Below are 11,797 nucleotides of genomic sequence, written 5' to 3'. Positions count from 1 at the left end.
GCTGTCGATGTCGACACCCGGAAGACGTTGCCTGCCACCCCTGCTCGCGGAGGGGCGGAGGCCTGCCCGGCGCGGGCGAACGGCCGTGCTGCTGTCGGCGGCCGCGATCGCGCTCGCGGTGAGCGGATGCGGAGCCGAGTCGCGGGGCCCGGTGCCGACCGCCGACGACTTCCTCGCCGCCGTCGCCCGGCACGATGTGCGCGCGGCCGCCGAGTTCACCAATCGGCCCGACAAGGCAAGCGCCGCACTGGCTTCGGCCTGGGACAAGTTGCAGGCCGAGGAGCTGACCGCGCACACCGGAGACGCGCACGTCACCGGGGACACCGCCACGGTCGACTACACCTACCGGTGGCGGCTGCCGCGCGATCGGGTCTGGACCTACACCGGGCAGTTGCAGATGGGCCGCAGCGAGGGACGCTGGCAGGTGCGCTGGACGGCCTCGAATCTGCACCCCGAACTGGGTGACACCCAGACCATGGAGCTGCGCGCGACGCCCGCGCCGCGAGCCCGGGTGAACGAGCGCTCGGGCAGCGATGTGCTGATTCCCGGTACGGTGCACCCGGTTTCGTTCACCGCGAGCGCGGCACCCGATCCCGGATACGTGGCCGACGTGCTGGCCGAGACGCTGGGCCGGTTCGGTGGCGAGTCGACCGCCGACACCGTCCGCACCGCCGCGGATCGTCACTCCGGCACCTACACCGTGGCGACGCTGACCGATCGGGAATTCGACGAGGTCGGCGGCGACCTCGTCGGTCTGCCCGGGGTGACCGTCGGACAGCACGCGGATCTGGTGTCCGCCGACCGGCATTTCGCGCCGGACCTGATGACGCAGGTGCGCAAGACGGTCGCCGACGAGGTGGACGGCAAGGCCGGCTGGCGGGTGGTCACCGTGAACTCCACCGGCGCGGACGTCGACGTGCTGCACGAGGTGGCGCCGCAGCCGGCCCCGTCGTTCTCGCTGAGCCTCGACCGCACCGTGCAGGACGCCGCCCAGCGCGCGGTGGACGTGCGCACCGATCAGACCATGATGGTGGTGCTGCAGCCGTCCACCGGCGCGGTGCTGGCGGTGGCGCAGAACCGGGCGGCCGACGCCGACGGCCCGGTCGCCACCTCCGGGCTGTATCCGCCCGGCTCCACCTTCAAGACGGTGACCGCGGCCGCCGCGCTCGCCGAGGGCACGCAGACCCCGGACACGAGGGTGCCGTGCCCGAGCCGGATCGTGATCGGCGACCGGACCATACCCAACTATCAGCTGTTCACCGCCGGCGACGTATCGATGGCGACCGCCTACGAGCGGTCCTGCAACACCTCGTTCGCGAAAATAGCCAGTGAGTTGCCCGGCGGGGCGCTGACCGACGCCGCGGCCCGGTTCGGGCTCGGACCGGACTACACGGTGGTCGGATTGCCGACGGTGTCGGGGTCGGTGCCGCCGGCCTCGGACCGGGTGCAGCGCACCGAGAACGGCATCGGGCAGGGCACGGTGGTGGCCAGTCCGTTCGGAATGGCGCTGGTGGCGGCGACCGTCGCGCGCGGCTCGGCGCCGACGCCGTATCTGATCGGCGGTTACGAGACGAAGGTCGACGGCGCCCGCCCGGAGCCGTCGCCCGAGGTGGTGCGCGGGCTGCGCACGATGATGCGCAAGGTGGTGACCGGCGGTACCGCGGAACGGATCGCCGATCAGGGGGAGGTGTACGGGAAGACCGGCGAGGCGGAGGTCGACGGCGGCTCGCACTCGTGGTTCATCGGCTACCGCGGGGATATGGCGTTCGCGACGCTGCTGGTCCGGGGCGGAAGTTCGGACCACGCGGTCGCGGTCACCCGGGACATGCTGGCCGCGCTGCCGCCGGGCACGGCCTAGCGGATGCACCGGGCGCAACGGCGGCGACCGGATGCCTGCGCAGGTGAGGCATCCGGTCGCCGGGTCGCTCGTCTTCGTGTTCGGCCGTATCTATGGCGCGTGCACCTCCGATCCGCTCGCGGCCGCCGGGACGGGGTTGCCGGCGGGTGGGGTGGCTCCGGCCGAGGGGCCGTCGAGGAGTTCCACGACGGCGGTGCCTGCCAGGAGCATTCCCGCGGTAATGAGGGTCAACATCGAACGCTTCATGGTCTTCTCCCTTGTGGGTGAGCGAGATCCAATGGGCTCGAACCGAGATCGCCGGCTGTTCGCCGACTCGCAAACGGTAGAACGCGGGCAATCTTCCAGACAACCCCTCGGTGCGCATTAGCACAGACCCCGGCGTTCATGCCGCAGGTCACAGGCGTGTCGGTGACCTTTTTGTTATTCGGCCCGGTGCAGGCTGGCCGCCAGATGGTGTTGCTTCGGCTCGCCGACCGCGGCCATGCGCAGCGTGTAATCGATGGTGTCGCCGGACAATCGGATCGAGCGGCCGAGGGCGGTCACCAGCTTCGCGGTGGTGGTGCGGCCGAGATGGGTGGAATCCAGTTCCAGCCGCAGCCCGCCGTCGGCGACGTCGATGCTGCCCTCGCAGATCTCGGTGATCCCGGTCGGATGGGCGAGGATCAGTTCGATGCGGTCCGGGCCCGCGCAGCGCAGGTAGCCGGTCTCGGCGTGCAGCGAGCGGCCGTCGCCGGCGTGCCGGGTGCGCTGGCGGTAGGTGAGGAACGGGCGGCCGACATGGCCGAAGCTGATCTCCTCGTGATAGTCGAACGAGTCGATCGTCGGGTACTCGCCGTGCCCGGTGCCGCGCCAGGTGCCCAGCAGCGGGGCGAGGTGAGCGATATCGGGGTGCGGGGCGACGGGCGACTGGGGTTCGAGCACGGCGGTCAGCATAGTGGCCGCGAGCCTAGCGGGCGTGCCGACGATGCGGTGGGTTCCCGCCGATATTCGTGACGGGGGTTGACACGGATCGGACCCGGTTCGCGGACACGCCGACCCGAGCGAGTGCGGGCGAACATCGCCGGTTCTCCGCGCGATATGTCTGGTGAGATGAGATGACCGGCCGGCGCGGTGAGGGAGTTCGGATGGCACTCGAGGTGATCGAGCGGACCGGGGCGCCGCCGGCTCCCCGGCGTTCGGCGGTGCGGCAGTGCTGGGTGCTGGCCCTGCGCCTGGTGCGGCCGTCGCTGCGGAACGGCGACGTCCTCACCGCCCTGCTCTCGCCGGCGGTGTTCACCGTCGGTTTCTACGTGCCGCTGAACCGGGTGATGGGCTTCGCGGGCCACGGCCTGACCAGCTATGCGCAGTTCCTGATGCCGATGATCGTGATGCAGGCGGTGTCGTTCTGCGCCACGGCGGCGGCGTTCCGGTCGGCCACCGACGCCCGGGACGGGCTGGACACCCGCTTCGCGACGATGCCGATGCCGTCCGCGGCGCCGCTGGCCGCCCGGACCGTCGCGGTGCTGTACCGGGTGCTGCTCTCGCTGGTGTCGGCGCTGGTGTGCGGGCACGCGATCGGCTTCCGGTTCTACGGGAACTGGTGGCAGACCGCCGGATTCCTCGTCTTCGCGCTGCTGCTCGGGCTGATGCTGGGGCAGGCAGGCGATCTGCTGGGCGCGCTGTCGAAGAGTCCGGAGGCGACGACGCAGGCGCTGGTGCTGCCGCAGCTGATCCTCGGCATGGTGTCCACCGGATTCGCGCCGGCGGACCAGTTCCCGCCCTGGATCCGCGGCTTCGCCCGCGCGCAGCCGGTCTCGCGGTTCGTCGATACGCTGCGCGTGCTGGCGGGCGATCGCTCCGGGCGGGCGGGGGCGGTGAACTGGGCCTCGGCCGGGCCCGGGCTGGGGTGGGCGGCGGCGGGGCTGATCGTGTTCGGCGGCGGCTCGGTGCTGGTGGCCGTGCGGCGGCGGCGATGAACGCGGCGGGCGAGGCGACCGCGGTGTCGCGGCCGGCCACCGAGCTACCGGTCGTTCCGTTCGCCACCGAGACGTGGCGACTTCTGCTGCCGCAGACCGTGATCCAGACCCGCCGGCTGCTGTTGCGCTGGCGCCGTGACCCGTTGACGCTGGCGCAGTCGCTGCTGTTCCCGGCGTTGCTGTTGATCATGCTGAATACTGTTCTGGGGAAACAGATCTCGGCTTTCTCGGGAGCCAGTGCGCTGTACGGCTCGGTGCCGATGGTGACGCTGGTATCGGTGATGTCGGGATCGCTGGCCGGCGCGATCACGCTGGGTCGCGAGCGCGACGACGGGCTGCTCGCGCGGTTCTGGGTGCTGCCGGTGCACCGGGCGTCGGGGCTGCTGGCGCGCGTTCTCGCGGAGGGCGTGCGCATCCTGGCCTGCACGCTGGTGCTGTTCGCGGTCGGGATGCTGCTGGGATTCCGCTTCCGGCAGGGTATCGCGGCCGCGGTCGCGCTGGTGGGCGTGCCGCTGCTGTACGGGTTCGGTTTCGCGACGCTGGTCACCGCGGTGGCCTGCTATTCGGCGAAATCCGCTGTGGTGGAGGCGATTTCGCTGGGGTCCTCGCTGCTGATGTTCTTCTCCACCGGCTTCGTGCCGCTGGCCGCCTATCCGGCGTGGGCGAAACCGATTGTGGCGCATCAGCCGATGTCGTATGCCGTGGATGCGATGCGCGGGCTGTCGCTGGGCGGGCCGGTGCGGGTGCCGCTGCTGGCGACCCTCGCGTGGTCGGCCGGCGCGATGGTGGTGTTCGGCGTCCCCGCCGTGCTCGGCTACCGGCGGGCCAGCCGGCGCTGAGCTACCTCAGCTCGTCGGACAGCCGGGCGATCAGTGTGGTCGAATCGCGCGGGCTCAGCGCCATCGCGCGCAACTGGTCGAACATCACGCCGAAGCGGCGAATCTCGTTGTGGCCCTCCACGATGTCGTCACCGGCGATGCCCTCGACGTACACCAGTTCGGGATCGGCCGGATCGTGGAAGTCCAGCAGCACGAACGAGCCGACCATGGCCGGATGGGCGCCCGCGTCGAACGGCAGCACCTGCAGGATGACGTTGCGCTTCTCCGCCTCCTCCATCAGCCGCAGCAACTGCCCGCGCATCACCTCCCGGCCGCCGACCACCCGCCGCAGCGCCGCCTCGTCGAGCACCACCCACAGCTCCAGCGGCTCCTCCTTGGTGAGCACCTTGGCGCGTTCGAAGCGGGCGCGCAGGCGCTGCTCGATGACCGCCGTCTCCACCTTGGGCATCGCGGTGTCCAGCACCGCCCACGCATACTGCTCGGTCTGTAACAGGCCGGGGATGAACGAGGTCTGGAACAGCCGGGCCGACAGCGCCTCGTTCTCGAAATTGATGTACGCGGCGTACACCTCCGACACCGCCGCCTCGAACGAGCGCGACATGCCGGGTTTCTGCGCCTCCTGCAGTAACTGCAGGGCATCGGACCGCTGCGGTTCCTCGATGCCGTACAGCTCGAGCATCGCCATCAGGGTGCGGCGCTGCGGGCGGGCCTGGGCGGTCTCGATCCGGTACAGCGTGGTGACGTTGATCCCGGTCCGGGCGCTGACCTCCTCCTTGCTGACCGCGGCGTTCTCCCGCATCTCGTACAGCAGTGCGGCCAGCCGTCTGAGCTGGACCGTCAGCACCGTTCTCTTGCCTGCCATGGCGAGCGTCTCCTCCGCGCGGTTCGTGGAACGCGCCGTCGCATCGTTGCCTGTGTCGGAGCCGCATTCCGCCGCGCACGGGCGGCGGAACGGTGGTCATGGCGGGTAAGGGTACCGCGACCGCCTCGTTATCGGTGGGGCGGTAGCTTGATGGGCGTTGTCTCGAGCTTGGGGAGAATTCGCTGTGGCGCCACGGAAAGCGAGAGGGGCCGCCGCTCTGGCGGTCGTCGCCGCGCTGTCGGTCACGGTCGGTGCGGGTCCGGGATCGGCCGCCGGATCGGTCGATCCGATCATCGCCACCGGCCGGTTACTGGACTCGCCGGTCACCGCCGACGGCTCGCGGATCGCGAGTTCCGCCGTCCGCGACGATCGTCACCTGACGCTGTCGGTGTACTCGGCGGCGATGGACAAACCGATCACCGTCGAGGTGCAGCGCCCGGCCGACACCGCCGTGCCGCGCCCGGTTCTCTACCTGCTCAACGGTTCCGGTGGTGGCGAGGACCTCGACACCTGGAGCTCCATGACCGCCGTGCCGAAGTTCCTGGGGGACAAGGACGCCAATGTCGTGCAGCCGATCGGCGGCGCCTGGAGCCTGTACACCGACTGGGTCGCCGACGATCCCGTGCTCGGCCGTAACAAGTGGACGACCTTTCTCACGGAGGAACTTCCGCCGCTGATCGATGCGGCATTGGGCGCCGATGGGCGCAACGCGATCGCCGGGCTGTCCATGGCGGGCGATTCGGTGCTGGCGCTGGCGATCGGAAAGCCGGGCCTGTACCGCAGCGTGGCCTCCTACAGCGGGTGCGCGCAGACCAGCGATCCGCTGGGGCAGCGCGTGGTGAAGACGATGGTGGAGGTCTGGGGGCACGGCGATCCGGTGAACATGTGGGGCCCCGACGACAGCCCGCTGTGGGCGGCCAACGACCCCTACGTGCACGCCGACAAGCTGCGCGGGGTGAATCTGTTCTTCTCCGCCGGCAACGGCCTGCCCGGCCCGCACGACACCGTCGACAGCCCCTTCCTGACCTACGGCACCACCCGGGGCCCGGAAACCCTGGCCAACCAGATGCTGCTCGGCGGCATGATCGAGGCCGGCGCCAACGCCTGCACCCGGAACCTGCAGAATCGCTTGAACCAGTTGGGGATTCCCGCGACCTACGACTTCACCCCGAACGGTACGCATTCCTGGGGCTATTGGCAGGACGCGTTCGAGCGGTCCTGGCCGGTGCTCGCGGCGGGGATGGGGTTGTAGGACGCGCTCAGGCCTTCTGTTCGGCCTCTTGTTCGGCGTAGTCGTAGAAGCCCCGGCCGTTCTTGCGGCCCTGATACCCGCAGTCGGCGAGGCGGCGCAGGGTGCCCGCGGGGGAGTGCACGGTCTCCGGCCGGTCGGTGTGCAGTGCGTCGAGGATGGCGACGCTGACGTCGAGGCCGACGAGATCCAGCAGCTGGAACGGGCCCATCGGGAATCCGGCGCCCTCCCGCATGGCCGCGTCGATCTCGTCCCGGCCGGCCACGCCGTGTTCGAGCAGCCGCACCGCCGCGTTCAGGTAGGGGAACAGCAGCGCGTTCACCACGAAGCCGGTCCGGTCGCGCACGTCGATCGGGACCTTCCCGCAGGATTCGGCGAATGTCTTTGCCGCCGAGATGGTTTCGTCGCTGCTGTCGGCGGCGCGGACGATCTCGACCAGCCCCATGCGCGGCACCGGGTTGAAGAAGTGGATCCCGCACACGTTCGCGGCGCGCCCGCTCGCGGCGGCGATGTCGGCGACCGAGAGCGAGGAGGTGTTGGTCGCGAGAACGGCTGCGGTATCGCAGATCTCGCCGAGTGTGCCGAACAGTTCCCGCTTCACCTCCAGGTCCTCGACCACCGCCTCGATCACCAGGTCGCAGCTCGCGAGTTCGTCCAGATCGGTGACCGCCGAGACGCGGCCGAGTGCGGTGTCGTATTCGGAGCGGGTGAGCCGGCCCGCGGCGACCTGTTTGTCCAGTGAGCGGTCCAGCCGGGTCAGCAGGTGGTCGGCGGCGCGCCGGGTCCGGCTGCGGATCACCACGCCGTACCCGCTGCGGCAGGCCACCTCCGCGATTCCGCCGCCCATCGTCCCGGAACCCACGACGCCGATATGTTCGATGTGCACGGTTGTACTCCTTCGCCGAGCTGTCGGTCTCTGCTTCCCGAGTCGCCCGCCCACGCGCGTTGTGTGCGGCGTCGTCGTGCGGACACGGTAGGCCGGACCGGCGCCCTCGTAGCCAACCTCGACGCCGGATGCCGTGTGGTCGAATTACGGTCGCGGAAATTGTGATTCTGGCCGTTCCCGGACAATTACCGTGGGCATTCGTAAATTTGACAGAATGGCCAAATTCGATGAGCGCCGGTGCCCAAGATTTTTTGGTCACGCCGGGTGTGGTTGCCTCTACTGTGGTCGCCGAATGTCTGTTGCAGACATTGTCCGGGCTATCCCGTAGCATGTGTTCCGGGTTATATACCGGGTGGAATTTATATTCTAGGGGTTCGACCGGCAATACCGTTGCAGGTAATGTTACCGAATGTTACCGTTCGGTAGTCCAAGGGGGCCTGTCGGACACCAGGCGACGATGCCGACCATGTTTCATTTCTCTCCCGAGTCGAAGTGGACGGTACGGGGCGGACGACTGATGGATTGGGGGCATCCGAGGATGCTGCAATTCGATTTCCGAACCACATTCGCGGGCCGAGGGCCGGCGCGGCGGTGGGCCGACTTCCTGGTGGCGCGCCGATATTCCGTTGTCGTCGTCGGCGTGCTGGTGGCATTGCTGGCCGGTGCCTGGGGGGCCGGGGTGTTCGACCGCCTGAACCTGGCCGGCTACACGGTGCCGGGCAGCCAGTCCAGCGCCGCGGACGATCTGGTCGGTTCGGAACTGGGCAGGCGAACGCCCGATGTCGTGGTGCACTACTCGGTCTCCGACGGGCGGACCCTGGCCGATGTCGCGCCCGAGATCGGGGCGCGGCTGGAGTCGGTCGACCGCGATCTGCTGGCGCGCCCGGTCGAGTCGTTCCTGACCGCCGACGCGACGCGGCGGCCCGCCTTCGTCTCCGGTAATCGCGAGGGGCTGGCGGTACTCAGCCTCGCCGGTGACGACACCACGCGGCTGCAGAGTTTCCAGAAACTGCGCGATACGCTCGTCGTGCCGGGAATCGACACCTCGTTCTCCGGATACAGCGCCGTGACCGACGCCTACAACACCGAGTCGAAAAACGATCTGGCCCGGGTCGAAATCATCGCGCTGCCGCTGACATTACTGGTGCTGATATTGATCTTCGGAAGCGTCGTGGCGGCATGTATTCCGGTGATCATCGGAGTTCTGACGATCGTCGCCTCGCTGGCGTTCCTGCGGGTGCTCTCCGAATTTACCGATGTAAGTTCATTTGCGGTTAATACCGCGTCGATCATCGGCCTGGGCATGGCCATCGACTACGGGCTGTTGACGGTCAGCCGATTCCGCGAGGAATTATCGAGATCCGGCGATGTCGCGCGGGCCGTCCGGGTGACGACGGCGACGGCGAGCCGTACCGTGCTGTTCTCCGGATCGATACTGGTGTGCGCATTTCTCGGAATGCTGGTCTTTCCGGTGTCCGCGATGCGGTCGCTGGGGTTCGGGGCGATGTCGGCGGTCGCCGTCTCCGCCTGCCTGTCGGTGACCGTCGTGCCGGCCGCGCTGGCCGTGCTCGGGCATCGGATCGATGCGCTGAGCCTGCAGCGCGGCCGGGTGCGGTCCGGCGAGGACCGGTCGCGGAGATTCTGGGAACGATTCGCCACGGCGACGACACGCAGGCCGATCCTGCTCGCGACGGGGGTCATCGCGATCCTGCTGCTGTTCACGCTGCCGGTGTCCGGTGTGCGGATGGCGAATCTGGACAGTTCGGGACTGCCCGCCGACAATCCCGCCCGCCTGGCGCAGGAAATGATCGTGCAGAAGTTCCCGAACGCCACCAACGGAGCGGATCTCGTCGTCCGCGGCGCCGACGGCGGACCGCCGAGCGAGATCGCGGTGGACGACCTCATAGCGCGCGCCGGTGTCACCGACGGAGTGCGCTTCGCGCTGGCCACCGATCGGGGCCGGGACTTCGCGATCGTCCATGTGGTGCTCACCGACACGGACTTCACCACCCCGGCCCTGGACACGGTGGAACGGCTCAGATCGCTTCCGCCGCCGCCGGATTCGACCGTTCTGGTCGGTGGCGAGAACGCCGTCAACGCCGACAGCTATCGCGCGATCGTGACGAACTTCCCCAAGATGGCGCTGGCGATGCTCGCGGCGATCCTGGTGCTGATGTTCCTCGCCTTCCGGTCGGTCCTGCTGCCGGTGAAGGCGGTCGTGATGGCCGCGCTCAGCCTGGCGGCCAGCCTCGGCGTGGTGACCTGGATATTCCAGGGCGGGCATGCGGCGGACCTGTTCGGCATCACGCCGGGGCCGCTACCGGTCGCGGGCGTGGTGATCGTCGTGGCCACCGTCTTCGGCCTGTCCACCGACTACGAGGTGTTCCTGCTCGCGCGGATGCTGGAGGCCCGCGAGGCCGGCGCCGACACCCGGAACGCGGTCATCCAGGGCGTCGCCGGGACCGGGCGGGTGGTGACCGCGGCGGCGGCGTTGCTGGTCATCGTCACCGGCGCCGCCGCGGCGTCCGGGCTGTCGATCGTGAAACTGGTCGGCCTCGGAATGGTCGTCGCGATCCTGGTCGACGCCACGCTGGTGCGGATGATCCTGGTGCCCGCGCTGGTCGTCCTGATGGGCGAGGCCAACTGGTGGTCGCCGTTCGGGAAACGCCGGCAGGGCAGCCGGGTGCCGGCGGAGCGGGCCGATGCCGTGGAACCGGCCGGCACGCCGGAACCGGAAAGGGAATCGCATGCCCAGTGATGTCGTCTCGGTTTCCCGAATCGTGCCGGCTCCGGTACATGTCGTCTTCGACTACGTCTTCGATTACGAGAAGATTCCCGAATGGGTGGCCGGGGTGTCCGGATATCAGCGGCACGAGGATCTCCCCGAGGGTTTCACTCTGGAGATGTCGATCGGAGCCGTCAAACATCAGGTCACGCTCGCGACCGAATCCTGGATACGCGACACATCGATAGGTCTGGTGGAGACCAGCGGACACGATGCTCGGGTCGACGTCGACTTCGAGCCGGTACGTGCCGATTCCTGCCGCGTGGCGGTGCGAATCAGCTATCCCGTCCGAGAGGGCCTGCTGGCCCGATCGGCCAATGTGGCCGGGCGAATCATCGCCCGCCGAATCATAGACAGCAGTGCCGGAAGGCTCGAGAGACGGATCGCGACCGGATCGAACTGATCCGGATCCGGGTCCGTCGGGCTACGGCGACAATTCGACAAATGAGGTTCGGGAGGGGAACTGTGAAGTTCGACGGTAATCGAGTTCTACTCACCGGTGCATCGGGTGGCCTCGGCGGGGCGATCGCGCGGGAACTGTCCCGCCACGGTGCGGAGATGATATTGACCGGCCGCAAGGAGTCCGCGCTGCGCCTGCTCGCGAAGGAATGCGGCGGCGAGGTGATACCCGCGGATCTGGCCGAGCGGGATGCCGCGGAGCGGCTCGCCGCCGCCGCGGGCCCGATCGACGTGCTGGTCGGCAATGCGGGACTGCCGTGCAGCGGGCTGCTGACGGATCTGTCGGTGCCGGAGATGGACCGCGCCCTGAACGTCAACCTGCGCGCGCACATGATCCTCGCCCGGCAGCTGATCGGCCCGATGCGGGAGCGCGGCCGCGGGCACCTGGTGTTCATGTCGTCGCTGTCCGGGAAGACGGCGTCGCCCCGGGCCTCGGTCTACAACGCCACCAAGTTCGCCCTGCGCGGATTCGGCCTGGCCCTGCGGGAGGAACTGCGCCCCGCGGGAATCGGGGTGTCGACGATATTTCCCGGATTCGTCGCCGACGCCGGTCTGTTCGCCGATGCCGGCCTGGTCCGGCTGCCGCGGTACGTCCGGACGGTGACCTCCGCGCAGGTCGCCGCCGCGGTCGTCCGGGCCGTGGAGAAGAACGTCGGCGAAATAGATGTCGCATCCTCGAGCCTGCGATGGGGCGCTCGTTTCGGCGCGGCCGCGCCGATGCTGTCGGCGAAGGTACAGCGATGGTCCGGCGCGGACCGGATCACCGCGGAAATCGCCGCCGGACAGACGGATAAACGGTAGCGCGAACCACTCTCTCCGAATTGTGAAGATCGTGTCATCAACGGATGCGGCGACGGCGCCGGATCCGGCTGTCGCTGCCCGGACGTCAGGGCATTCGAGAAAT

Annotated in this window: 11 protein-coding genes; 7 read left to right on the top strand and 4 right to left on the bottom strand. The window is 68.9% G+C overall.

The window, feature by feature from the left end:
- Positions 1–7: 7 nt before the first annotated feature.
- On the top strand, positions 8–1,858 hold the full coding sequence (locus D892_RS0138675; protein WP_084161414.1) for a penicillin-binding transpeptidase domain-containing protein: 1,851 nt from the start codon (positions 8–10) through the stop codon (positions 1,856–1,858).
- Positions 1,859–1,948: 90 nt separating this feature from the next.
- Here D892_RS0138675 and D892_RS47420 read toward each other — a convergent pair whose 3' ends face one another.
- Together D892_RS47420 and D892_RS0138665 are read right to left on the bottom strand one after the other, a co-directional pair.
- Positions 1,949–2,104 carry a hypothetical protein gene (locus D892_RS47420; RefSeq protein ID WP_156959884.1) on the bottom strand — a complete coding sequence of 52 codons (156 nt, stop codon included), beginning with the start codon at positions 2,102–2,104 and terminating at the stop codon, positions 1,949–1,951.
- Positions 2,105–2,278: 174 nt separating this feature from the next.
- The gene (locus D892_RS0138665) at positions 2,279–2,791 is read right to left on the bottom strand and encodes a peroxynitrite isomerase (protein WP_051499383.1); all 513 of its coding nucleotides are present in this window, start codon (positions 2,789–2,791) and stop codon (positions 2,279–2,281) included.
- A gap of 191 nt (positions 2,792–2,982) precedes the next feature.
- Here D892_RS0138665 and D892_RS0138660 point away from each other — a divergent pair, with 191 nt between their 5' ends.
- Together D892_RS0138660 and D892_RS0138655 are read left to right on the top strand one after the other, a co-directional pair.
- Positions 2,983–3,813: an ABC transporter permease gene (locus D892_RS0138660; RefSeq protein WP_024806387.1), complete on the top strand. Its 831-nt coding sequence runs from the start codon at positions 2,983–2,985 to the stop codon at positions 3,811–3,813.
- A complete protein-coding gene (locus D892_RS0138655) occupies positions 3,810–4,652 on the top strand; it encodes an ABC transporter permease (protein ID WP_024806386.1) in 843 nt (280 codons plus the stop codon). Before D892_RS0138660 ends, D892_RS0138655 begins: the two co-directional genes overlap by 4 nt.
- Position 4,653: 1 nt before the next feature.
- Here the strand turns inward: D892_RS0138655 and D892_RS0138650 are convergent, their stop codons facing one another.
- On the bottom strand, positions 4,654–5,514 hold the full coding sequence (locus D892_RS0138650; RefSeq protein ID WP_024806385.1) for a helix-turn-helix transcriptional regulator: 861 nt from the start codon (positions 5,512–5,514) through the stop codon (positions 4,654–4,656).
- Positions 5,515–5,698: 184 nt separating this feature from the next.
- Here D892_RS0138650 and D892_RS0138645 point away from each other — a divergent pair, with 184 nt between their 5' ends.
- Entirely contained in the window at positions 5,699–6,766 is a 1,068-nt protein-coding gene (locus D892_RS0138645; RefSeq protein WP_024806384.1) for an alpha/beta hydrolase family protein, read from the top strand.
- A gap of 7 nt (positions 6,767–6,773) precedes the next feature.
- Here the strand turns inward: D892_RS0138645 and D892_RS0138640 are convergent, their stop codons facing one another.
- Positions 6,774–7,649, bottom strand: coding sequence for a 3-hydroxyacyl-CoA dehydrogenase family protein (locus D892_RS0138640; RefSeq protein WP_024806383.1), 876 nt, complete (start codon positions 7,647–7,649; stop codon positions 6,774–6,776).
- Between the two features lie 466 nt (positions 7,650–8,115).
- Here D892_RS0138640 and D892_RS0138635 point away from each other — a divergent pair, with 466 nt between their 5' ends.
- The 3 genes from D892_RS0138635 (at position 8,116) to D892_RS0138625 (ending at position 11,694) form a co-directional block, all read left to right on the top strand.
- On the top strand, positions 8,116–10,407 hold the full coding sequence (locus D892_RS0138635; RefSeq protein ID WP_232236270.1) for an MMPL family transporter: 2,292 nt from the start codon (positions 8,116–8,118) through the stop codon (positions 10,405–10,407).
- Positions 10,397–10,837: an SRPBCC family protein gene (locus tag D892_RS0138630; RefSeq protein WP_024806381.1), complete on the top strand. Its 441-nt coding sequence runs from the start codon at positions 10,397–10,399 to the stop codon at positions 10,835–10,837. Before D892_RS0138635 ends, D892_RS0138630 begins: the two co-directional genes overlap by 11 nt.
- A 62-nt stretch (positions 10,838–10,899) precedes the next feature.
- Positions 10,900–11,694 carry an SDR family oxidoreductase gene (locus D892_RS0138625; protein ID WP_024806380.1) on the top strand — a complete coding sequence of 265 codons (795 nt, stop codon included), beginning with the start codon at positions 10,900–10,902 and terminating at the stop codon, positions 11,692–11,694.
- Positions 11,695–11,797: the final 103 nt, after the last annotated feature.

The sequence above is a fragment of the Nocardia sp. BMG51109 genome (assembly GCF_000526215.1).
Lineage (GTDB): Bacteria > Actinomycetota > Actinomycetes > Mycobacteriales > Mycobacteriaceae > Nocardia.
The sequence above is the reverse complement of the archived record's forward strand: the minus strand, read 5'-3'. Positions and strand labels throughout refer to the sequence as shown.